Origin of the sequence: Halodesulfovibrio sp., assembly GCF_025210605.1 — a bacterium.
In the GTDB taxonomy this organism is placed as follows: Bacteria; Desulfobacterota; Desulfovibrionia; order Desulfovibrionales; family Desulfovibrionaceae; genus Halodesulfovibrio.
In genome coordinates this window covers 266960-291300 of the sequence record NZ_JAOARI010000002.1, presented here as the reverse complement: position 1 = coordinate 291300, position 24341 = coordinate 266960, and the positions used below count along the sequence as shown (strand labels likewise).

19 protein-coding genes are annotated in these 24341 nt (G+C 45.8%); 12 read left to right on the top strand and 7 right to left on the bottom strand.

The features are described 5' to 3' along the window. The first annotated feature begins 3 nt into the window (after window positions 1-3). Both N4A56_RS01305 and N4A56_RS01300 read left to right on the top strand, forming a co-directional pair. Window positions 4-663, top strand: coding sequence for an RluA family pseudouridine synthase (locus tag N4A56_RS01305; protein ID WP_295544483.1), 660 nt, complete (start codon window positions 4-6; stop codon window positions 661-663). A 68-nt stretch (window positions 664-731) separates the two neighbouring features. Then, the gene (locus N4A56_RS01300) at window positions 732-968 is read left to right on the top strand and encodes a hypothetical protein (protein ID WP_293671703.1); all 237 of its coding nucleotides are present in this window, start codon (window positions 732-734) and stop codon (window positions 966-968) included. A gap of 219 nt (window positions 969-1187) precedes the next feature. Here N4A56_RS01300 and N4A56_RS01295 read toward each other — a convergent pair whose 3' ends face one another. Continuing rightward, entirely contained in the window at window positions 1188-1406 is a 219-nt protein-coding gene (locus N4A56_RS01295) for a hypothetical protein (protein WP_293671705.1), read from the bottom strand. Between the two features lie 396 nt (window positions 1407-1802). Beyond that, window positions 1803-3155 (bottom strand): NAD(P)/FAD-dependent oxidoreductase, encoded by a 1353-nt coding sequence (locus N4A56_RS01290; protein ID WP_295544481.1) that lies wholly within the window; start codon window positions 3153-3155, stop codon window positions 1803-1805. A 202-nt stretch (window positions 3156-3357) separates the two neighbouring features. Here N4A56_RS01290 and N4A56_RS01285 point away from each other — a divergent pair, with 202 nt between their 5' ends. Both N4A56_RS01285 and N4A56_RS01280 read left to right on the top strand, forming a co-directional pair. Beyond that, window positions 3358-4620 carry an HDOD domain-containing protein gene (locus N4A56_RS01285; RefSeq protein WP_293671708.1) on the top strand — a complete coding sequence of 421 codons (1263 nt, stop codon included), beginning with the start codon at window positions 3358-3360 and terminating at the stop codon, window positions 4618-4620. A 157-nt stretch (window positions 4621-4777) separates the two neighbouring features. Next, entirely contained in the window at window positions 4778-6832 is a 2055-nt protein-coding gene (locus N4A56_RS01280; RefSeq protein ID WP_293671710.1) for a sigma 54-interacting transcriptional regulator, read from the top strand. 994 nt (window positions 6833-7826) lie between these two features. Here N4A56_RS01280 and acs read toward each other — a convergent pair. Then, window positions 7827-9824 carry an acetate--CoA ligase gene (gene acs / locus N4A56_RS01275; RefSeq protein ID WP_295544478.1) on the bottom strand — a complete coding sequence of 666 codons (1998 nt, stop codon included), beginning with the start codon at window positions 9822-9824 and terminating at the stop codon, window positions 7827-7829. 463 nt (window positions 9825-10287) lie between these two features. Between acs and N4A56_RS01270 the strand changes: the two genes are divergently transcribed. After that, complete coding sequence (locus N4A56_RS01270; RefSeq protein ID WP_295544476.1) at window positions 10288-13005, top strand: bifunctional acetate--CoA ligase family protein/GNAT family N-acetyltransferase; 2718 nt, start codon at window positions 10288-10290, stop codon at window positions 13003-13005. Window positions 13006-13259: 254 nt separating this feature from the next. On the opposite strand, the gene N4A56_RS01265 is transcribed toward N4A56_RS01270, so the two are convergent. Beyond that, a complete protein-coding gene (locus N4A56_RS01265) occupies window positions 13260-13535 on the bottom strand; it encodes an HU family DNA-binding protein (protein ID WP_293671715.1) in 276 nt (91 codons plus the stop codon). A 297-nt stretch (window positions 13536-13832) separates the two neighbouring features. Beyond that, complete coding sequence (locus tag N4A56_RS01260; protein ID WP_293671717.1) at window positions 13833-14813, bottom strand: DUF523 and DUF1722 domain-containing protein; 981 nt, start codon at window positions 14811-14813, stop codon at window positions 13833-13835. Window positions 14814-15061: 248 nt separating this feature from the next. Here N4A56_RS01260 and N4A56_RS01255 point away from each other — a divergent pair, with 248 nt between their 5' ends. From N4A56_RS01255 to leuB, 7 genes are all read left to right on the top strand, one after another. Beyond that, window positions 15062-15700, top strand: coding sequence for an HAD family phosphatase (locus N4A56_RS01255; RefSeq protein WP_295544472.1), 639 nt, complete (start codon window positions 15062-15064; stop codon window positions 15698-15700). Window positions 15701-15951: 251 nt separating this feature from the next. Beyond that, window positions 15952-16599 carry a phosphatidylserine decarboxylase family protein gene (locus tag N4A56_RS01250; RefSeq protein WP_293671720.1) on the top strand — a complete coding sequence of 216 codons (648 nt, stop codon included), beginning with the start codon at window positions 15952-15954 and terminating at the stop codon, window positions 16597-16599. A gap of 62 nt (window positions 16600-16661) precedes the next feature. After that, entirely contained in the window at window positions 16662-17411 is a 750-nt protein-coding gene (gene pssA / locus N4A56_RS01245) for a CDP-diacylglycerol--serine O-phosphatidyltransferase (protein ID WP_293671722.1), read from the top strand. Between the two features lie 320 nt (window positions 17412-17731). Next, the gene (locus N4A56_RS01240; RefSeq protein ID WP_295544470.1) at window positions 17732-19252 is read left to right on the top strand and encodes a 2-isopropylmalate synthase; all 1521 of its coding nucleotides are present in this window, start codon (window positions 17732-17734) and stop codon (window positions 19250-19252) included. A 5-nt stretch (window positions 19253-19257) separates the two neighbouring features. After that, a complete protein-coding gene (gene leuC, locus N4A56_RS01235; protein WP_295544468.1) occupies window positions 19258-20514 on the top strand; it encodes a 3-isopropylmalate dehydratase large subunit in 1257 nt (418 codons plus the stop codon). Window positions 20515-20684: 170 nt separating this feature from the next. Next, entirely contained in the window at window positions 20685-21182 is a 498-nt protein-coding gene (locus N4A56_RS01230) for a 3-isopropylmalate dehydratase small subunit (RefSeq protein WP_293671726.1), read from the top strand. A 175-nt stretch (window positions 21183-21357) separates the two neighbouring features. Continuing rightward, complete coding sequence (leuB, locus tag N4A56_RS01225; RefSeq protein WP_295544466.1) at window positions 21358-22431, top strand: 3-isopropylmalate dehydrogenase; 1074 nt, start codon at window positions 21358-21360, stop codon at window positions 22429-22431. Window positions 22432-22578: 147 nt separating this feature from the next. Here the strand turns inward: leuB and N4A56_RS01220 are convergent, their stop codons facing one another. Both N4A56_RS01220 and speB read right to left on the bottom strand, forming a co-directional pair. Then, window positions 22579-23328, bottom strand: a complete 750-nt coding sequence (locus tag N4A56_RS01220; RefSeq protein WP_295544463.1) for a metallophosphoesterase family protein — start codon at window positions 23326-23328, stop codon at window positions 22579-22581. Window positions 23329-23387: 59 nt separating this feature from the next. Then, entirely contained in the window at window positions 23388-24239 is an 852-nt protein-coding gene (gene speB / locus N4A56_RS01215; protein ID WP_295544504.1) for an agmatinase, read from the bottom strand. Window positions 24240-24341: the final 102 nt, after the last annotated feature.

The window sequence follows — 24341 nt, the reverse complement described above, 5'->3', positions numbered from 1 at the left end:
TACATGTTTGATAAATATGATGCATCGCATCTTTCAATAGATGTTTTATACGAAGATGAACACTGTGTTGTAGTGTATAAGCCTTCCGGCTTATTGTCTGTTCCCGGCAAGGGGCCGGAAAAGGCTGATTGTGTGGTAAGCCGTGTACGCGAAATGTATCCGGAATGTATTGAGCATCCAGAAGCGCATCGCCTTGATATGTCCACTTCTGGGATTCTTATTTTAGGACTGACAATGGAAGCAAAGCGGAATCTTTCAACAGAATTCCGCGAGCGTCGTGTTGGTAAAAAATATGAAGCAATTCTTGATGGGGAAGTGCGAGGAGAGAGCGGTACTATTGATCTGCCGTTGCGTCTGGACTGGTTCAACAGCCCTATCCGCATATATGACCCTCTTCAAGGCAAGCGTTGTATTACCCTGTGGGAAAAACTTGATTATCAGAATGGAAAGACGCGCATTGCGTTTGACTTGATTACTGGACGTACGCATCAACTGCGTGTGCATTCATCGCACAAATTCGGGCTAGGTTGTCCGATTGTGGGAGATAATCTGTATGGAACCCGTAACCCCGGTGAACGCTTGATGTTGCATTCAAGATACTTGAAGATAGCGCATCCTGTTTCCGGTGAAATGCTCGAATTTGATAGAGCACCGGATTTTTAATGAGTCACCAAGACTCGTCGTGTTCTAGGTGCTAATTTTGGTATGGCTAACCCGTCAGGAGGAATATAATGCTGACTTTTAAGTGTGCATCCTGCCGCAGGAAGCTTTGGAAATACTATAAAATAGGCAAGGGTGAGGTCGTCCGGTGTCATAAGGATCGAATAAAAAAGATATTCGAAATCGATGAGCGGGACGGCAAGGTTTTCTGTTTGTGCGGGCGTCCTATCGGGGTTGATAAAGAAGGGCACTACAGAATGATTCGCAACGCCTGTACCTATTCAGGAACAAAAGAGCCAAAAAAATAGTGACATTAAACTGTGCTTGCCTGATGTCTCGTATAGCCACAGGCTTTTTATACTGAAAGAATGTAGTTCTCAGGCAACATGCTATTATCGTCGCTGAGAACGTTTAGTCCTTGTTTTAGGTTGGTTCTTTATAATAAGTCTTAGGGTTATGCACTTTTTCTAGGACAGGATATGTGACGTAAAAAAAGGAAAGGATGCCCTTTCCTTTTTTAGTAAGAACTAAATTTGTTCTTCCCGTGTTCTCTTCATGATTTCAATTACGCTGCCGCGTTCCTGAGCTAACCGCTGCCACTTTTTCTTTTCTTTCTTTGTTGCTTCCACAGTGTGAAGCAGATCACGAATTGTTTGTGCGGGGTAGCCGTAGCTTGGCTGCTCTTTGCGTAGCTCTTCATCATTGCGTTGGCGCAACGCCTTCAGTTGATTGGCATTCAAAATCATAAGCACATCCTCTCAGCTTGATAACACGCCTGTACAGATGAACTCGTAACAGCATAGATAGTGTGCAATCATTGTTACGGCGTTTTGTACCGGCTTGTTTTAATCAGCTCAAAAACCGACTCTGTCTGTAAACGGGGTCATTTCATCTGCGATAAAAGCAGCATGGCAATAATGGTCTATAAAAAATTATTACCGTACCTGCATACTGCCCGTACTTTTGATACTTATCAACCTTAGAAAAGATTATAGTAAACCAAAAATTCTTCCGCTTGTTTAAAAGCCAGTATGACCGTGCCTGATATTTACGTATTTTGTACTTCAGCTGCCTGTTTACTTCATATTCTAAAAGACATACCCGTCTGAAATATAACGAGTCCTAGTGATTTTTTCATGATGTTATGTGCTGGATGAACGTTCATTAAGGGCTTCGCCTTCTGTACTTTCTGTTGAATACTCATCAACCTTTCCTTGCGGGACTGTATCTTTTGTCTTCGGCATAATTAACCGTACTCCGCGTTCAAAGAAAAGGTACTCAAATGCCCAGTTGATAAAGACAATAACGCGGTTTCTGAATCCGATGAGATAGAGAAGGTGTATTATCAACCACGTAATCCATGCAAAGAAACCGGTAATTTTGAGTTTTCCTAAGTGAACAACTGCGCTAGAACGACCAATGGTGGCTAGCGAGCCTTTATCAAAGTATGAAAATGGCTTGAGTTCTTCCCCTTCGAAGTATTTCATTAGATTCTTTGCAGAGTGCGCTCCCTGTTGAATTGCGTTTGGAGCAACTGTAGGACCTATGAGAGGGGTATCACCATCCATTGGTAGTGCTAAGTCGCCAGCAACAAGGACTTCTGGATGATTTTCCAGTTGCAGTGTTGGTGTCGTAATAATTCGGTTGGAATGACCAAGTGGTACGCCCATATGTTCTGCAACCTTGTTGCCACGGATTCCGGCAGTCCACAGTACTGTGCGTGTTGGAATTGTAATCCCTTTTTTTAATGTTACCTTGTCTGCCTCTACTTTAGTGACGTGTTGATGATACCATCCGTGCACACCAAGTTTTTCCAACCGTCTTTTGGCATAGTTGCGAAGAGAATCAGGATATCCGTTGAGTGGACCGTTTTCTCCCTCTATGAGCATTATCTTCACATCCTCTTTGTTTAAGCCTCGAAAGTCTCGGTGCAGGGATGTGTTCACAAGCTCGGAAAGAGCACCGGCATATTCAACACCTGTAGGGCCTCCGCCGACAATTGTGAAGGTCAGTAGTTCTTTGCGAATTTCCGGGTCTGTTTCGTGCTGTGCATATTCAAAGCAGGAAAGAATATGGTTGCGGATGTCGATAGCTTCTTCAGCGCTTTTGAGCGAGAATGCATACTCTTCTGCGCCTTCGATACCGAAGAAATTGGTTACACTGCCCAGTGCTATAATCAGTCCATCGTAAGGAATGGCTCCAACATCGCTGTGGAGGACTTTTTTATCTAGATCTACACCGGTGATTTCTGCCATGCGGAATTCAATATTCAGCATTTTGCGAAAAGTGCCACGGAGTGGATACGAAATTTGTTCCGGCTCTAACCCTGCGGATGCTACTTGATATAAAAGGGGCTGGAAGAGGTGATAGTTGTTCCGGTCAACAACTGTGACGTTGTATCCTTCCTTTTTACCGAATTCTTTTGCTGCCCAAAGTCCGGCGAATCCACCACCTAGAATAACGATTTCTTTAGCTTTACTGTTGTATTCTGACATTGCTGCACCACGCTCAGTGTTAGTTACTGTATTAGTAGATGTTGAATTGTAGCATACAAGTTACAAGGTGTTACTGTTATATCTATGTATGATTTTACAAATAGTGTATAGAGTTTTTTAGCGCAAAGAGGGCTATGAATTATATCATATTTTGGATAGATTAGTTAAGTTGCATTGTGATTATTAATAGCAGGAGTTGTTTGTGGGAAAATTAAGTATTGACCTGCTTCAATCCGGTATGGTGCTTCAAAGTGAAGTTCGGGGGCTGAAGGGAAAACGTCTTTTTCCGGCCGGTGTTGAATTAGATGAACAAAAGATAATGATTCTTAAAGCATGGGGGGTTGTTGAGGCTGATATCATGGGAGGAACGCGTGTAACATCCCGTCAGGCTCAGTTGGAAAGAGAGTCCGTCGAGGATGAAGCACATTTGCTTGCCAAGCGCTATGTGACACAGGCTTTTCGGGGGCAGGAGTCTGGATCACCTTTTTTGCGCCAATTTAAGACGCATTGTATAAAGCGCACTACGCGGGCTATCCGAAGTCACAGATTTTCTATTATGGACACTGCGTCAATGCGTGATCTTTATGATTACGCAAGCAAAAGTACTCTCCGTCCGGGTATGGTTACTCTTGAAGATGTGGTGGAAAAGCAACTCGAGCTTACATCGTTTCCTGATATTTATTATGAAATAGTGCGTGAGTTGAATTTTCCATTCACAACCTCACGCAGGCTTGCGGGCATTGTTGCCAAGGATACCGGTCTTGCTGCGCGTATTTTAAAATTGGTTAACAGTCCTTTTTACGGATTTCCTGCGCGCATTGAAAGCATTGAACGTGCGTTGACAATCCTTGGCTCAAACGAATTGACGACGCTAACGCTTGGGTTAAGTGTTGTACATCACTTCCCTGGTGTTCCGGATACTGTATTTAATGTTCAGGATTTTTGGGAATACGCGATATCTTGCGGTATCCTCTCACGTCTTCTGGGATCGCAGTGCGATGGACTTATGGAAGAGCGCCTGTTTGTTGGTGGGTTGCTTCAGCCTGTCGGTATGCTGCTTATGATTAGTTATGATCCGGCTTCCATGTGCAAAGCGGTGTTGCTCAGTCGAAAAAAAGGCATACCGTTGCCCGTGGCTGAACGTGCTGTTTTTGGATTCAATCATGCCGAAGTGGGGGCATTGTTGTTAGAGTCATGGAATATTCCTGAACCTCTTATTAACATTGTGCGGTATTGTTACAGTCCATCATCTTCACCGGCACCGCTTGATACAAGCGTTGTGCATCTGGCAACTATTATGGCTACTGGCTTGCGTCGAAAAGATTTCTGCACGTTTCATTTGCCTGACTTTTTTCCAGACACTCTGGAGCAGACAACTATTTCGCCTTCTGCGCTTGTTCCTATTCTGTCACAGTATGACAGGCAACTTGCAGATACGCATGAAATATTGACTGATGGTATGTAGGGTGCCGAGAGTTGCAGCCTTGTTGCTGCTGGTGTAATTCAAGTAGGGAAAGGCAGCGGACAGCGTTTACGCCGTTTTCGAGCTGTCGTGGAAAGTGAGCCGTAGAGGATAACGCTCTCGGCTGGTTAGGTCGTACTTATAAGCAAAGTTGGGTGAGATGGTAGAGCATGAATCTTTTGGTTCTCCAGAGAAGACAAACACGCCGGAAAATAGACAGGCATTGTTAAAAATTCTGGAGGCTGCAACAGGTATGGGGCATTTTGGGTATCGGCTTAGCGAAGCTGCCGATGTTTCAACGATGCTTTCAGAAATTGCAGCCAACGTAGAGGCCATCCATCCCTTTAAAACGATGGCGTTCTTGCTGGTAGATGAAGTGTCGCATGACTTTGTGTTGTCGTGGTGTTCTTCAAGCCCTGAAGCAGAACGTATTACTGAAGCTTGCCACCAGCTGATGGAAGACCACATGTTCTCATGGGCATTGCGTCGCAACCATCCTACTACGGTTACTCTCGAAGAACTTGGAGACGTGCTGTTACACCCTTTGCAAACATCCTCTGGACCGGTGGGAATGTTTGTCGGAGTTCTTCAGGGCGATAAGCCTGCGGAAGATGTTTCATATTATCTGCTTTCTATGACGCTTGTCGCAGCAAGCATCGCTATTGAAAATTTCTTTCTCTACAAACAACTTTCTGAAAGTAACAGCGCGTTGGAAGAGAAGGTTGCCAGCCGGACAGAAGAACTGAGTGCATCCAATATGCAGCTCAGGCGAACCCTTCAGGAAAAAGATCGCTATAAGCAGCATCTCGAGCTTCTCTTTTCTTCTATGCAGGACGTGATGATTTCAGTTGATCCTGAGCTTATCGTGCAGAGTATCAACCGTGCAGGAGAAGACCTTTTCGGGGTTAAGCAGGACGATGTTGTTGGAAAAATGTTGCCGCAGGTTATGCCTGATCTGGCATTGCGCTGTGATGAATTTTTCCATGATGTGCTTTCGTACGGGGAGCGTATCGTTGAGGAGCGCGTTGAGCTGTTACTGGACTCTGATGCACGGCATATCTTTATGATTAACTGTTCGCCGTTTGCATCAGGAGTTAACGGTCAGCGTGGTGCTATGCTCATGCTGCGTGACATTACCCGCCTTGTTTCTCTTGAAGAGCAGTTGCAGGAGCGGCGCTCATTCAAAAACATCATCGGGACAAGCAAGAGTATGCTTAATGTGTACTCAATGCTGGAGAACCTTGTTGATCTGGACACAACCGTGCTTGTGACTGGTGAGTCTGGTACAGGTAAGGAGCTGGTGGCAGAAGCATTGCATCACAACGGTGCACGCGCAAATGGACCACTGGTTCGTGTTAACTGCTCTGCCTTGTCAGAGAACTTGCTGGAAAGCGAACTGTTCGGTCATGTTCGTGGAGCATTTACCGGTGCAACCAAAGATAAGGTTGGTCGGTTTGAAGCTGCGGAAGGCGGCACAATTTTTCTTGATGAGATCGGCGATATTTCATTGCGGATTCAGGTGTTGTTACTCAGATTTTTAGAATCCCATGAATTTGAGCGGGTAGGTGATACTGTTACCCGCAAAGCTAATGTGCGCATTGTTGCTGCTACCAACGCAGATTTACAGCAGCGCGTGGCACAAGGTGTATTCCGTTCTGATCTATTTTATCGTCTGAACGTAATGAACGTGCATTTGCCGCCATTGCGGGAGCGCCTTGATGATATGGCACTGCTGGTTCAGTTCTTTATCGATATGTTTAATGACACGCTTGGAGTTTCGATTTCTGGTGTATCAGAACAAGTAATGCAAGTTTTTATGAATCACCCATGGCCGGGCAATATCCGTGAATTAAAGCATACCATTGAGCATGCATCCATTCTTGCCCGCTCTGGTCGTATTTCGTTGGATCATTTGCCAGTACAAATCCTTGGCGCAGACCCTCTTTCTACTTCTGATGTTGTTCGTCACCCTCCATATGGTGGTGGGTACGGTGCCGCTTACGGCGGCGGCTATGCGCCTCAGCCTCTCATTAGCCCAAATGCCTACATGCCTGCATCTATGCAGCAAGTACGTGTTCCTTGTCATACAGTTACCGCAGAGGAAGTGCAGGCTGCAATTGCCTCTGCAAACGGGAATAAAACCGCAGCTGCAAAACTGCTTGGTATGGGCAGAGCTACGTTGTACCGAAAGTTAAAAGAGCTTGGGTTGGCTTAAATGTTTTTCTAATAAGATAACTGTCTCGAACCGTCTCAAAGTGTCTCATGAAACGTCTCATGAGACACTTTTTTTGTGCACCTCCATTCTCGATAGGTTTATAACTATTCGAAATATATTTATTTATATAAAAAGTGTGGTTTGGCATTGTCCTTGCTTTGTAAAGAGTACATGCGAAGAATACCTGCACATCACAATGCACATTGATGGCAGATAAAAAATTTTGGTCACAACATCCTATACAGATGTTGTACTACGCCTAAAGATGTAAGATCTCCCGGTAATCTTGGGGAAAAGATTGCTAAGCCACGCTGGGGAATAGTACGGCTTCAGGGTGATCTTACAGGATTGTCTGAATCTTTGAGGTTCAGATCGGGGGGAAGCCGGGTGAAGCTCGTCTTCATCGGGGCACGGGGGGGTATAGTACTCTGAAGACTATACCGAACGTATTGTAAGTTATGTTTTGTTTGGTTTCGCAAAATAATCGATTGAGTTTATCGTTGCGGGGGAAAACTGACAGATTGCATGCTTACCGCAGTGAGGCATCTTGCTAAGAATGTTATTGGCTGAATAGCCGCTAGTGAGTGCTATAGAAAAAAGGCTGAGTATCTGTCTCGATACTCAGCTTTTTTTCTATAAAGTTCTTTGATTGGTATAGCGTAGTTTGACCGTAAAATTACTCATGCATCGCTGGTGAGTTTGAACACAGCCCCGCGTTACGCCCGCGCTGGCAGTGTTCATGGTTGACAGCAGCCGCGTACGGGAGCGTCTCCTCCTATATCGTGGCTGCTGTCAAAAGAAATGCACTGAACAATGAATGCTTGTTCAGTGCATGTCAATTATATCTGGGGGAAAGAGCATTTAGTTATTTATCTTGCATCCCTAGAGCCTAAGGGGCAATCAGGTGCGGCTGCTCTCCAACTGTTAAGTAGGTTGCATAAACGTACAACTGATTGTCCCCTGAAGCTCATGGAAGACCGGCAGAATGAAAAAGTTAGCTTCCTGTCAGTTCAGTGCGCCCCTCAACGAGTTCTGAGATGACACTAGGGTCGGCCAAAGTGGAAGTGTCACCAAAGTCTCCTGTACTTCCAGAAGCAATCTTTCGCAAAATCCTTCGCATAATTTTACCGCTTCGGGTTTTTGGCAGTTCTTCCGCAAACTGCAAAACTTCCGGTGTAGCGATTGGACCGATTTCTTTTCGAACCCATGTGCGAAGTTGTGCGCGCAATTCTTCTGTTTCTTCTTCATCTGCCTTTAAGGTAACGTAGGCATAGATACTTTCGCCTTTGATGGCATGTGGCATTCCAACCACTGCTGCTTCTGCAACCGTTGGATGAGCAACAAGGGCTGATTCAATTTCAGCTGTTCCCATACGGTGTCCAGATACGTTGATAACGTCATCAAGGCGTCCCATAATCCAAAAGTAGCCGTCGTTGTCTACTCTCGCTCCGTCTCCTGATTCATACATTCCCGGAAAACGTTCAAAATACGTGCTTTTATAGCGTTCAGGGTCGTTAAATACCCCGCGCAGCATGCCCGGCCATGGTTTGCGGATAACAAGGTGTCCGCCTTCATTCGGCTCAGCATCGCTTCCGTCAGGTCGAACAATACGTGCATCAATACCCGGTAACGGAAGTGTTGCAGAGCCCGGCTTAAGCGGGGTTGCAAACGGCAGAGCCGCAATCATGATTCCGCCGGTTTCTGTCTGCCACCATGTATCAACAATAGGTGTGGTACCTTTGCCAATTTGCTCGTGATACCACATCCATGCTTCCGGGTTGATAGGTTCACCCACCGTGCCAAGAACGCGCAAGGAGGAAAGATCATGGCGCTGCGTCCAGTCAATTCCTTCACGCATAAGAGCGCGGATAACAGTTGGCGCAGTATAGAAAATAGTTACGCCGAATTTTTCTACGATGCTCCAGAAGCGGTCTGGACTTGGGTAACTTGGAACGCCTTCGAACATAACAGTCGTAGCTCCAAGCGCCATTGGGCCGTAAACGATGTATGAGTGACCGGTAATCCATCCAATATCAGCGGTGCACCAGTACACGTCTGATTCCTGAATATCAAAAACCCACTGTGCGGTATGTGCTGCGTAGGTGAGATACCCACCTGTGGTATGCACTACGCCTTTTGGTTTTCCGGTAGACCCGCTGGTATAGAGGATGAATAACGGGTCCTCTGATTCCATAGGCTCACATTCGCAGAAAGATGTAATGTCCGATTGTTGAATTGCTTGGTGCCACCAAATGTCGCGATCTTCCTGCCATTCCATCTTGCCCTGTTTCGTAAGTCCTGCACGGTCAACAACAATTACGTGTTTAATGCTCGGGCAGGACACCAGTGCTTCGTCAGCATTTGCTTTAAGGGGAATCACGCGACCGGAGCGTAATACAGCATCTGCGGTGACAAGCACTTTAGCTTGGCAATCTACTACACGGCTTTGCAGACTGAGGGCTGAAAAGCCTGCGAAAACAATGGAGTGAACTGCGCCAATACGAACGCAGGCAAGCATGGCAATGGTCAGTTCCGGAATCATAGGCATGTACAAGGCTACACGGTCACCTTTGCCGATTCCGTACTTTTTCAAAACATTAGCAAATCGACATACTTCTTCATGCAGTTGCTTGTATGTGTATGTCACAACATCTTCCTCCGGCTCCCCTTGCCAGATGAGTGCTGGTTTGTCCTCGCGCCCAAGCTCCAGATGCCTGTCGAGGCAGTTATGGGCAACATTCAGTGTGCCGCCGTTGAACCAACGGATTTCCGGAGTGTCCATATCTGCTTCAAGCACGCTGGTAAACGGGGAGAACCAGTCGAGTAACTCATTTGTACGCTCTGCCCAAAATCCTTCGTAATCTTCGGCTGCACGCTTGTACTGCGCTTCATATTCTTTCAGGGACTGGATATGAGTGCCTGCGTTTTGGGAAGCAGAAGGGGTGAACATGCGCTGCTCTTCTTGCATTGAAATGATGTTATGTTGACTCATGATGCTCTCCTCGAAATAAGTATCGGTAACAAACGGTGCGGTTGTATTTATTTTACCAAACCGCATGATAAACCGGAAAATGCATGTTCCGGTTGTGGCGTCATCTCGTGCTGCAAGGAAGAGTGAGCACCACAACCGTAAACAAACCATAAGGGAAAGGTGGAAATGTTTTTTATGACCTCTGCGAGATCAAGCTCGGTTTGTTAATGAACAACTGCACTATGCAACTATCCGAGTGAAAAAGAGTATTCATTTTCGGTGAACGGTATGAATTCCAAGGTGAGCAGCAACGGTGTCGGTAAACGGTAGAATCTGGTACGGTGAGCGGCAGGCGGAAAAGCGATGGGACTATGGCTGACAGCTGGAAAGCAACACTACTGTTTGAACTTAATTTACGTTTCAACTACAGTATGTAATACGTGTTGCTGTATACGCCTAACTGGAACCAATCGTAGGAGTCTGTGTGAGCTATTCGATGCTGGAACAGATGTTTCGACCGACCTCTGTGGTGATAATTGGTGCTTCTGAAGAGGCTGGAACTGCCGCCTGTGAATGTATGCAAAATTTGCTTGGCGGAACATTTCTGGGACCTGTGTTGCCTGTAGTGACAGAGCCGGATTCACCGGATACAATTTTCGGTCAGCCTGTGTATACGGCAATTGATACACTACCAATCACGCCGGATTTAGCCATTGTTTGCGTGGCTGCGGATAAGGTTCCGTACTATATCGAAGAGCTTGGGAAACGCGGTACGCAGAATGCTATTTTGTTTTCTACGGGGTTTTCACGATTCAACACCAAGGAAGCAGCCCGCAAAAAAGAAAAGCTTTTCGCGCTCGCTCATAAATACTCTGTCCGCCTTCTTGGTCCAAACGGACTTGGCTTTATAAATCCCTCCCTCGGCATTAATGCCAGCCTTGCATCTTCTTCTTTCTCTACAGGCAAAGTTGCTTTTATTACGCAGTCTGACTCCCTTTTTACCTCTGTGCTCGATTGGGCAGCATCCAAATCCATTGGCTTTTCTCATGTTATTTCCCTTGGAGACATGCTTGATGTCGGATTCAGTGAAGTACTGGATTATCTGCACCGCGATATGAATACACGGGCTGTATTATTGTATGTTGAGTCGATTACAAATGCTCGTGAGTTTATGTCTGCCGCCCGTGCGCTTTCGCGTTCTAAGCCTGTACTCGTTGTTAAAGCGGGTAAGTCGCATGCCGCAGAGCAGGCAGTTGCAGCACATACGGGTATGATTCTCGGTGCGGATGATGTGTACGAGGCTGCCTTCAAGCGTGCAGGTATGCTTCGCATGGATTCTATTGATTCTGTTTTCGATACTATTCAGGCGCTTGCATGGTCAAAGCCCCTTAAAGGTAAACGGCTTGCTATAGTTTCAAACGGTGGTGCTCCTGCTTTTATTGCAACTGACTTGTTGTTGCAGGGAGGTGGAGAACTGGCAGAATTGACAGATGAAGCCTGTTTGCATCTTGATGAAGCTTTGGGAAGCGGCTGGTCTTACTGGAATCCGCTGGTAATGGAAGCCAAGGCAGACGCGGATATGTATGCAAGTGCCATTAAGCCGTTGCTACGAGATAGTTCTGTGGATGGGATTCTTATCCTGCATGTACCGACAGCGGGTGTTGATAGTGCCAGCATTGCGGAGAAGGTTGCGAAAACCTGCAAGCGCAGTAAAAAAGTTATTCTTACAAGCTGGCTTGGTGCAACTGATGCAGAGAATGCCCGCAGCATATTTTCTAAAGCTAAAATTCCATCGTATTTTACGCCTGACAGCGCTGTGCGTACCTTTTTGAATCTTGTGCAGTACCGTAGTAACCAGATCAAGTTGGCAGAAGCTCCTGAGTCTCGTCCTGATAGCAAAACAGATGTGCTGAAAAGCAGAGCGATTGTTTTACAGGCTCTTGAAGAAAACAGGCAGATGCTTACAGCGCAGGAAGCAGAGGCTTTGCTGGGAGCGTATGGGATAAACTGTATTACAACACGTAGTGCAGAGTCTGTTGCCGATGTAGCAGCATTGGCAGACGAAGTTGGGTATCCACTCGCCATCAAAGTTGTATCACCGGATATTTTCCGTAAATCACAGGCTGGCGGGGTTGTGTTGGATGTGCAAAATGGCGGTGAAGCTACCGCAGCAGCGGAAGCTATTTTGCGAAATGTGGCGCAGTATCAGCCAGCAGCCCGTATTTATGGTTTTGATGTTCAGAAGATGACACGACGGCTGCGTGGTGTTGAGTTAGCTGTCGAAGTTGAAACTGACCCGCAATTTGGACCTGTTATCCGTTTTGGAGCCGGTGGCTCGCTTGCTCCGCTTTTACACGACAAGCAGACTGAGCTTTTGCCGCTAAATATGAGTCTTGCCAAAGAGCTTGTTGCAACAACACATGTTAGTAAACAGCTTGCAGGCAGTGAAACCGTTGCTGGTGTAGATACGCAGGCGGTATACGAACTGCTTGTTGCGATATCACAACTCCTTATTGATATACCGGAAATTTTTGAGCTTGAAATTAATCCGATTCAGGCAGATTCAAGCGGCGCTTTTGCTCTGGATGCTGCCATTCGTGTGGCGTGGACAGACGTAGGCGGTGCAGACCAGCTTGCAATTTGTCCATACCCTGCGGAGCTGGAAGAACTTGTACAGGTTGGTGATAACCTGACATTACGATTACGCCCGATACGTCCTGAAGATGAAAAAGCGCATTGGGATTTTATCGAACATTTGAGCCCACAGGATAGACGGTTCCGCTTCTTTGGTAATGTTGGTGAACTGCCGCGTTCAGAAATGGTTAAGCTGACACAGATTGATTACGACAGGGAAATGGCATTTATCGCTCAGACTATTCCAGAAGAGGGTGAAGAACCGCTGACTGTCGGGTCTGCCAGAGCTATGATTTCACCGGATAATGCGACTTCTGAATTTGCCGTTGTGGTACGTAGCGACTGGAAACGCAAAGGATTGGGGCGCATGTTGATGAGTCATCTTGTGGAATATCTTCGTTCCCGAAATACAATGCAGATTACAGGCGAAGCCCTTGGGGATAACAAAAATATGGTTGAACTGGCGCGTTCGCTGGGGTTTGTGGTTTCAAAGGATTTCGATGACGATACCTATCATTTCACACTTGATCTGCGCGAAGAAGAGAGTGCTGGCAGTGATAGCGAATAGGATTTTGAGCACTACCAGCGTGTAGTGTTCTTTATTTTCAATAGACAATAAAAAAAGAGTGGGGCTTATGCTCCACTCTTTTTGGTTTCTTTGCATCGTATAGTTGCGAATTCCACAGGAAGGCTACCGCTAATACGAATGTGAGATTGTGTCCGGCGATATTGCTGGTAACCGCACCTTCGTGCATATACTGCACGGCGCAATCAAACCGGAGCGTGTGTCTCAATTTGCAAAGTTCAGTAGGAAAAGAAGCTCTATTTATTCACCAGTTCTTTGAGTTCTTTTCCTGCACGGAATACTGGTAATTTTTTAGGAGAAACTTTTACACTTTCGCCTGTTTTAGGGTTGCGCCCTTTATAACCTTTGTATTCTTTAACTTTAAAAGAACCAAATCCACGGATTTCAACTCTACCATCTTCGACAAGAGCTTCGCGGATACTGTCAAAAAAGACGTTTACAAGCATGACTGCCTCATCTTTAGACAGATTATGATCCTCAGCCATTACTTTAACAAGTTCGCTTTTATTCACAAGAACCCCCTATGGAATCTCAATTCGTAATTTAGTCCACGATATTAGAGTAGTACCTATTCACCGTTCCGGTGACAAGGGGGTGATGGTTATTTCTTGTTTTATTCAAAGACCTTTTGTTTATAAAACTATAAAGCAAGCTACCAATAAAGTGTAATGTTTGTACATTTCAACAGTGAAAAAATAGTTCAATTTATAGTGTTGTTTGTAATATATAATCAAAAGTACGATTAGAAGTGAACAAAAAAGCAATTTTTAAACTGTATGATAGAGTATAATAATTCGTTGCATCAGTGTTTAAACATGGTTTCGCAATTTAAGCTCAACCGGATGTGGATTGAGATACCATTGTGAGCGTAAGTATTTTTCATCATACTTTCGTATATAGTGATTACACAATGTTATCGGAACAATAAGCGGAACAAGGTTCGCATGGTATTGTGATATTACTTCTTGAAGCTCCTGCTTTTCATCAGGAGAAAGTTGTTTTTTAAAGTACCCTGCAATGTGCTGTAATACATTAGTATGTTTTTTTACAGTGGCTTTTATCTTCAATGCAGTAAGTAACTCAGTCTGGTATTGCTCCATGAGTGTTTCTGGATCAACTTTTTTTCCGTGTGCTACAAGATTTCCCATTGAGCGATAGTGTTCCACACTGTGCGACATAATAAGTAATTTATGCTGTGCATGAAATTCTAGCAGGTTATGCAGTGAAAATGGCTGCTCGCGTAATTCCCGCCAGCGCTGCATGACGAATATTTGTTCAATGAAATTCTCCCGAAGACGAGCATCGCCGAGCCTGCCTTCTTCTTCAACTGGCAGAAGCGGAAAATGTTCCATGAATTTTTTGGCAAAAATACCGACGCCTTTCAGGCTTGGTGCTCCTGCATTTTTAGCTTCTTTCGGGTCTACATCTTTATATACTTTTACGCGTTCCATTCCGCTGGAAGGGGAAGAGCGTTTAAAAACAAATCCACAGAGATTTTCTTTTTCAAGCTCAACTACTCGTTTGGCAGCATATTCCTTCATTTTTGGAGTGATTTCCTGATACGTTTTTACTGTGACCAAGCGCGGGTCTTCAGGATCACCGACAAGTCGCATTGCTTCTCTGGGTATGGGAAGTCCGACTTCAACTTCCGGACAAACAGGTACGTATTCAACATATTCACCAAGAACATTTACAAGCCACTGGTCTTTTTTATGACCGCCGTCAAAGCGTACAGGGTTGCCCAGAAGACATGAGGAGATACCGATTCGAATTTTTTTTTCGTTTTGCATGTTGCGCTTTCCTTACTGGGATATACTATTATGGATAACTCGTTTTATTCAGAGTGACTTACTTGATCGATGGATGCAAATATAAAATTACAGGGTGTATTGGGTTGCTGATGCATCTGTATTGTGTTCTTTTGTGAAGTGATAGTGCATACATATGGTTGACTCATTGTATGGGATTATTTTTTGTACTCTGAATGAAATGTGTTCGGAATTTTTAGAAGCACCTTGCGTGCATTTGGAGTTGCTTTATGACTACGGAACAGGCTCAACCGATAGAGGTAGTGTTTTTTGACTTCAGCGGTGTACTTGCTGACGAAGGGTTTGTTAATGGATTGCGTAAAATAGCTGTGCGCAATGGATTTGACCCTGATGAGTTTCAGCATATTGCAACAGAAATATGTTACGAAGGCGGATACGCGACCGGCACAGCGACTGAAGTTGAATTTTGGGAAGAAGTGCGCAAGAAAACAGGGCTGGTTGAACAGACGGAACTGCTGCATTTAGAAATTATGACAGGTTTTGATGTTCGATTGTGGATGCTTGAAGTCGTTGACGTTATCCGTGCAAGCGGCGTCAAAACAGCTATTCTGAGCGACCATACGAACTGGTTGGAATCCCTTGACTTTGAGCATTCCATTTATTCTCACTTCGACAGAGTGTTCAACTCCTTCCGTGAAGGTATTTCCAAGCGCTCGCATGACTATTTTCATCATGCTCTCCGCGCTATGGATGTTGTACCTGAGCGTGCCTTGTTTGTGGATGACAACCCTTCTAACCTGCTGCGCGCAACCGATATTGGAATGCAGACTCTGCTTTATGATGAGCATGACAAGGTGCTGAAGCAATTGCAGGAATTGTTTCCTGATCTTATTTTTCCTGCAATATAAATACGCTACGTACAGTGTGCGCTAGCTGGTGATTTTTTGGGGAACAATCAGTTAGATATGCACAATTTTTTAGTGAGTAATTTGTCAGTAGTAGTCTGCTTGGTAGACTACTTCTGATGTTGCTGTTCGGGGAAAAGGCGGTGAGAGTGGTGCTTGCTGCAAATGTTGCGTTATAGAAGAAAATTGCATAACGTACCCGCTGATTTTTAACTAACAAGCAAGTCCGGAGCCATAATTCCGGCATATACCATATGAGAAAAGCTTCAAGCGGTCTTACTCCCGAAGGCATTCCTTCTTTAGTCTTAACAGGTCTCGGCACTCTTGCATTTGCAATTATGGGCTGCTGGGTACTTTCGACTGTATTTTTTATCCTTTTCTGGTTCAGTCTGCATTTCTTCCGTGATCCGGAACGTGTGACTCCAACTGGAGAAGGGCTTGCTGTAAGCCCTGCGGATGGTAAGGTCATCAAAATTACACCAATGGAAGACCCGTTCACTGGCGAGCGCCGTATGTGTGTATGTATTTTTATGAACGTATTCAGCGTACATGTAAACCGCTCCCCGATTCAGGGTGTTGTGCGCGGTATTAAATACTATTCAGGTAAGTACTTGAACGCCGCATGGGACAAGGCTTCTACCGATAACGAACGTTGTGCATATGACCTTGAGCATGTAGACGGCAGCCGCTGGACTATGGTGCAAATTGCCGGACTTATTGCTCGCAGAATTGTATGTCGTGTGGATGAAGGTGATGCGTTAAACCGTGGAGAACGTTACGGAATGATCAAGTTTGGCTCTCGGGTTGACCTTTACTTACCAGAGGACTATGCTCCTGCTGTTGCTGTAGGCGAACAGGTATTTGCAGGTGAAACTGTAATTGCCAGCCGAACAGAAAAATAAGATTCTGAGTAGAACTGTTACCATCGGTTTTCGTTTCGATTTTAATAAGGAAGCATAAGAGCATGGACCATTCAAAAGCCCGTAAGGGAATCTATATTTTACCTAACCTTTTCACTACCGCTAGCCTTTTTGCAGGCTTTATGGGGTTGGTGTGGGCATCTGCGGGTAAATTTGAATTGTGTGCTACCGCTATCTTATTTTCGGCTCTCATGGACGGATTAGATGGTAAGGTTGCGCGCCTTACTGGTACTGCCAGTGAATTTGGTGTGCAGTACGACTCTTTGTGTGACCTTGTGGCGTTTGGTCTTGTACCATCTTTTATGATGTACTCAATGTACCTCCACCAGTTCAACCGTCTTGGCATTGCCGTTGCCTTCTTGTTTGCAGCCTGTGCTGCTCTCAGACTGGCACGTTTCAATGTCTCCACCGCTGTGGTTCCTAAAAAGTTCTTTATCGGACTTCCTTCACCTGCGGGCGGTTGCGCTCTTGCCGCTTTCGTCTTCTTTACTCAGTACATTCCTGCTGAATTCAGCGGTATTGTCCCTGCGTTTGCGTTGGGTCTTACCTTTGTTGCAGCATTTTCAATGGTCAGCCGCGTGCGTTACTTCTCCTTTAAAGAGTACGGTTTCGTAAAAGCTCGTCCATTTAGCACTCTCGTATCTGCTATCCTTATCTTTACTCTAATTATTAGCGAGCCGAAGCTACTAGGCTTCATTATTATTGGCGGCTACATGATTAGCGGACCTGTGTATACTTTCCTATTTCTATCACGCAGGTCTACAAAGTTACTGGGTGACCTTTCCGAGAGCTAACAACACGGAGGGAAGGCACGGCGAGTAACACACCGCCCCAAAGCCTTACTCCAATAAAGTATAAGCAAACCAAAGCTCCGGTTTCTTCTACAAAGAAGGAACCGGAGCTTTTTTTATATCCAGTATAAAAGTTAACAATTATGTCATAAAAAGGAGATATAATTATGGACTCAGTTGATGTCTCGACGAAGATGACCCGAAGGAAAACCGAATATCGCCCATATGGTCCACTACTATGCACCCTACTAGCGAACTAAGTGAGGTTTTTGTGAAATTAGTTTATGAAATAGAATAAAAAAGTAACTCCACAGGAGAAAACAATGTCCGATCGCTTATACATTTTCGATACCACTTTGAGAGATGGAGAACAGTCTCCAGGCGCAACAATGAACCAGAACGAAAAGATTCGCCTCGCACGGGAACTTGAGAATTTGGGTGTCGATATTATGGAAGCAGGGTTTCCTGCTGCAAGCCAAGGGGATTTTGAGGCAGTGCGCAAAATCGCACAGACCATTAAGCATTCACAGGTTGCAGGTTTGTGCCGCGCAATGGCGGCGGATATTGATAGGTGCTGGGATGCAATTAAAGACGCAAAGCATCCACGGATTCATACGTTTCTGGCAACGAGTCCGGTACATATGGAATACAAGCTCCGTAAGACACCGGAGCAGGTTTTAGAAATGACTGAAGCGGCAGTAAAACACGCTGCCAAGTATACCTCTAACATTGAGTTTTCTGCGGAAGATGCATCCCGATCTGACTGGGATTTTCTTGCAAAAGTAGCAGAAACAGCCATCAATGCTGGTGCAACCACAATCAATATTCCTGATACCGTAGGGTATGCACAACCTCAGGAATTCGGCGCTATGGTTCGCCATGTGATTGAAAACACCAGCAACAGCCATAAGGCTGTATTCAGCGTCCATTGTCATAACGATCTCGGTCTTGGCGTTGCAAACACACTTGCCGCGATCAAAGCAGGTGCACGACAGGCAGAGGTGACAATTTCTGGTATCGGCGAACGTGCAGGCAATGCAGCGCTTGAAGAGTTGATTATGGCATTGCGCACCCGCGCTGATTACTACGATATTGAAACAAATGTGAAATCGGAGCAATTGTTCCCGACATGTCGCCTGCTTTCTAGAATCATTGGGCAGCCGATTCCAGCAAACAAAGCTATTGTCGGTGCAAACGCATTCGCGCATGAATCCGGTATTCATCAGGATGGCATGCTGAAGAACCGCGAAACCTATGAGATTATGACACCGGAATCCGTAGGACGCGAAAAAACAGATATCATTCTCGGCAAGCATTCTGGTCGCAATGCCATCAAAGGCAAAACGACAGAGCTTGGATATCCGTTGAATGATGACGAATTACAGATTGTTTTCGAGGCTGTTAAGCGCCTCGCAGACAAAAAAGAGAAGGTTTACGACGCAGACATCGAGGCAATTATCCTTGAAGAGGTCTACCGTATCCCTGATAAATACAGACTGGTGCATCTCTCCGTTCAGTCAAGTGATGTGGGAGTGCCACCGAGTGCCGCTGTTGTTATGGAGATCAACGGCATTCGCAGAGAGCACACTACATTCGGCACAGGCCCTATTGATGCAGTATTTAAAACCATTTCCCAGATCGTTGGACGCTCACCACAGCTGAAACGATATCATGTCAACGCCATCACCAGTGGCGGGGATGCACAGGGCGAGGTAACCGTGCGCCTCGAAGAAAATGGATGCAACACTGTAGGGCGTGGTTCCGATCCTGACATCATTGCCGCTAGCGCAAGAGCATTCCTCAACGCTTTAAACAGACTCGATAAAATGAATTCGGAGGGTTAACAGTCATGGCGCACACACTCGCACAAAAAATCTTACAGAAACACACAGACCAGAAAATTGAAGGAACCGGGCAGATCGTACAATGTGATGTGTCTCTGGTTCTGGCAAACGACATCACAGCACCACTTGCTATTAAATCATTCAAGGCAATGGGGGCAAAGTCTGTGTTTGATAAGGATAAAGTGGCACTGGTGATGGATCACTTTACTCCGCAAAAAGATATTGCTTCAGCAATTCAGGTGAAGAACACCCGTGAATTTGCTCAGGAGCAGAAGATTACACATTACTACGAAGGCGGCGACTGCGGCGTAGAGCATGCTCTTTTGCCGGAACTCGGACTTGTAGGTCCAGGCGATATCGTAATCGGTGCAGACTCCCATACGTGCACCTACGGTGGACTTGGTGCCTTTGCGACCGGTCTGGGATCAACGGATGTTGCAGGCGGTATGGCGCTTGGCTCAACTTGGTTTAAAGTGCCGCCGACAATTCGTGCATTATTTAATGGCGAACTTCCAGAGTTCGTCGGCGCAAAAGATCTCATTTTGCGTCTTATCGGTGAAATCGGCGTATCCGGCGCATTGTACAAAGCGTTGGAGTTCGGTGGCTCCACAGTTGATTCTCTCGATGTTGAAGGTCGAATGACTATTGCAAATATGGCAATTGAAGCTGGCGGTAAATGCGGTCTTTTCCCTGCGGATGCAAAGACACTCGAATACACAGCCGCACGCGGTCGCACCGATGAAGCTCTCACACCGGATGAAGGTGCAGAATACGAGCAGGTGATTACGTTTGATGTATCAAAAATGTCACCAATGGTTGCCTGTCCGCATTTGCCGGACAACGTGCATCCGGTAGAGGACGTTGAACCTAAAAAAGTAGATCAGGTGGTTATCGGTTCTTGTACGAATGGTCGCATAAGCGATCTGCGCGAAGCAGCAGCGGTACTCAAAGGACGTAGCGTAGCATCTCACACACGTACCATTGTGCTTCCGGCAACTCCGAATATTTGGAAGCAGGCATTGCGCGAAGGCTTGATTGAAACCTTTATGGAAGCAGGCTGTATTGTAGGGCCTGCAACCTGTGGTCCTTGTCTTGGTGGACACATGGGCATCCTTGCAGACGGTGAGGTGGCAGTAGCTACCACTAACCGTAACTTTAAAGGACGTATGGGTAGCCTCGAATCAGAAGTATACCTCTCAAGCCCTGCCGTTGCTGCGGCAAGTGCGTTGGCAGGTGAAATCGCTGATCCGCGTAAGGTGTAGTGAGACTTTTTTTGCCTCCGGCGGCTGGGGCAAACCTTTTTGTAAAAAGGTTCTTCCCCAGACCCCTTTCCAAAAACTTTTATAAGCGAGTTCATCTGGATAGTGATGGAAATCCTCGGCTTCGTAGAGTTGCGGAAAAAAGGTAACTATATTTTTTGGGAGAAATGACCATGACTTTGCAAGGTAAAGCTCACAAAGTGGGCGATCATATAGATACAGATGCCATTATTCCGGCGCGTTTTCTTGTAACCACAGATGAAAAAGAGCTTGGTGAAAGCTGCATGGAAGGTCTTGAAGAAGGCTGGGTAAAACGTGTGCAGGAAGGCGACATTATGGTTGCCGGTGAAAACTTTGGCTGCGGCTCATCACGTGAGCACGCACCAATTTCTATCCTCGGTGCAGGCATGAAGGTTGTCGTAGCGCACTCTTTTGCCCGTATATTTTATCGGAACAGCTTTAACATGGGCTTGTTACTTATCGAAATCGGCGAAGAAATTGTACACTTTGAGGACGGACATATTGTTGCTGTCGATATCGAAGCAGGTACGGTTGTTAACGTAACAACTGGGAAGGTGGTAGAATTTCCTCCTTTGCCGCAGTTTATGCGTGACTTTGTCGATAACGGCGGACTTATTCCATTCGTAAGTGAAAAATTGGAAGATAAGTAAGCGTTGTGTTGGTCGGCTCCCGAGTGCTGCAAGGCAGTGGAGTTTATCCGTTATGCATCACAAAAGCGTGTAGTTTGCAGGATAGGATATAAACATTGGCGTATTGCTGATGGAATCAGTCGAAGGTTCGATATCTTGTGGACGTGCGATATACATTTCATCGAGGGAAAGAAACATGGATATGAATATAGTTTTGTTGCCGGGTGACGGCATTGGGCCGGAAATCACCGAGCAGGCAGTGGCTGTTTTGCAAAAAGTGGCTGATAAATTCGGTCATAAGGTAACATTGACTGAAGAACTCATTGGCGGTTGCGCCATTGATGCCACAGGCAAACCTCTGCCAAAGGAGACTGTGGAGGCATGTAAAAATGCAGACGCAGTATTCCTTGGTGCTGTAGGTGGTCCTAAGTGGGATAATCTTGATGGAGCAACTCGTCCAGAAGCCGGATTACTTGGTATCCGCAAAGAACTTGGGTTATTTGCGAACCTGCGCCCTGCTAAATTGTTCCCAGAGCTTTCCAGTGCATGTTTTTTGCGTCCGGATATTGTTGAAGACGGCATTGACGTAATGGTTGTGCGCGAGCTTACAGGTGGTATTTACTTTGGTCAGCCGCAGGGGCAGGAAGAGCGTGATGGCGTACGATACGGCTACAACACCATGGTCTACAATGAAGATGAAGTGCGCCGCATTGCTCATACTGCTTTTAAAGCAGCTATGAAGCGCGATAAGCGTGTGTGCTCTGTGGATAAAGCCAATGTGCTGGAAGTATCCCGCTTGTGGCGTGCAGTAGTCGAAGAGGTTGCTGCTGAATATCCTGAAGTAGAGCTTTCACACATGTATGTTGATAATGCTGCAATGCAGCTTGTTCGTGACCCGAATCAGTTCGATGTTATTGTGACCGGAAATTTGTTTGGTGATATCCTTTCGGACGAAGCAGCTGTAATTACTGGTTCAATCGGTATGCTTCCTTCTGCCTCATTGAATAAATCCGGTTCCGGTCTTTTTGAGCCGATTCATGGTTCAGCACCGGACATTACAGGACAGAACAAAGCGAACCCGCTTGCCTCAATCCTTTCTATGGCAATGATGCTGCGTCATTCTTTCAACCTTATGAAAGAAGCAGACGCTATCGAAACAGCAGTCCAGAAGGTGTTGCGTGAAGGCTACAGAACCGGCGATATTATGTCGAACGGTGGTACACTTGTTGGCTGCAACACTATGGGGAATCTTGTTGTAGAGCGTTTGTAGCAGAAAGAATTCTTCATCCGAAAGTGTTATTGCGGATGAGATAGCAAAAATAAAAGCGAAGCTGCTGAGAGGCAGCTTCGCTTATTGTTTGTGTAAATATTGTATGAGTGAAATATTTTCGAATAAAAAGTACGGTACTGCTATTTATTAGACGTTGTCCCCTCTTCCTGTTGCAAGGTAGCGCACCCAGTCGAAACGCTCCTGTCGGATTGCTGCCGCAACAGCATCTTCTACTGCATAGGGAATATTCATTTGTTGTACTTTCCACCCTTCGGAGAGTTGTTCCAGCATTGTGTATGACGCATGGGAAGAATACGTTTGCATGGAATGCACAACGGGATGATTATCCGTATATGCAGGCAGACCGACGCTTCCGGCATTAACGATAAGCTGCCCTGAGGAGAGTTCCACAACACGCGGAACATGGGTATGCCCGCATAGAATTACTTCCGAATCTTCCCCGTCGAGCATTCGCAATATTTCGTCATCTGAGCGTACTTGGTTTTTTCCGTTGGAAATATCTTCAAGCAGATACGTCAGGTCGTTTGTCGGCGAACCGTGACAGGCATAGATTTCCCTTGTTATCTGGCAATCAAACCCAAGAGTATCAAGCCATTCGACGGGAGCCTCTCCAAGGTCGTTTAACACAAACTGAAGTGTTGGATTCTTAGCAATTTCTTCTGGTGTGGCTTCATAGAGAAGTCTGTCCTGATTACCGCAAATAGACGTAACATTGCATGCTGTTATCAGCTCATAGGTAGCCCTTGGAGCTAACGGTCCATACAGGGTGTCGCCGAGGTTGACTATGTGGTCGGCACCGTGAGCAAGAATGTCGTTGAGAACTGCCTCTAAGGCAAACACATTACTGTGAATGTCAGAAATAATAGCAAACTTCATATTGTCACCACCAAAAGTAAAAGGGTTCGGCTTAAAAGTAGTAACGACATTCCACAATGTTATTTATTTGATCGTTGAATGATACCCAGCATAGAATATGTAAGTTGTGCAGCAGCAAAGTCTGATGCGTGGTCGCCCTCCTGCGGGGCAAGTTCAACTACATCACATCCAATAACATTCCGGTTCTCCACAGCCTTTTCAAGTAACGTAAGAGCTTGCCACCAATGGATGCCACCGGGGACAGGAGTGCCTGTTGCGCGGATAACAGAAGGATCAAGCCCGTCTACGTCAAAGGTGATATAGATATTTTCTGGAAAATCTTCCGGTAATAGTCGTTCAGGCAGTGGTTCGCGCGCTAATTCTTTGGCATCAATATGTGGAATATTGTGTTTGGCACGAACAGCAACTTCCTCTGTGCAGAAAGCCCGCACGCCAAGCTGAAATATTGGTATATCGAGTTCAAGAGCACGATGCATAACAGATGCATGGCTGTAGGGATCACCTTCATATGCCTTGCGCAAGTCTGCATGGGCGTCGAACTGGACGATGCCGAATGAACCGTGCTTCTTTTTTAAGGCGCGCAGTGCGCCGAGTGTTACTGAGTGCTCTCCACCAAGCATAACGGGGAGTCCATGTTCAGAAGCTGCTGTTACGGCTGCTTCAATCCGGGCAAGCACTTGTTCTGTCGGACCTGTGCAATCTACTGGTGTATGGGTGAATATCCCTTCATCTGCGGGAATGGATTCACCATCCCATAGTTCGAGTTGATCGGACGCTTCAAGTATTGCACGGGGACCATTGGAAGTGCCGCCGCCATAGGATACTGTTGCTTCAAAAGGAACAGGAACAATTTGAAAGCGGCACTGTTCCGGTGTTGTTTCTTTAAGTTCGGATGCTAAAAATCTATTCATTATTTGAGTATATGTTCTGTCGAATATGTTGGCAATATCGGTGGAACGAGGGGATTTATGTTGCTGGGCAGGGATAGAGCGTACGCTGTCGGGCACGTCTTA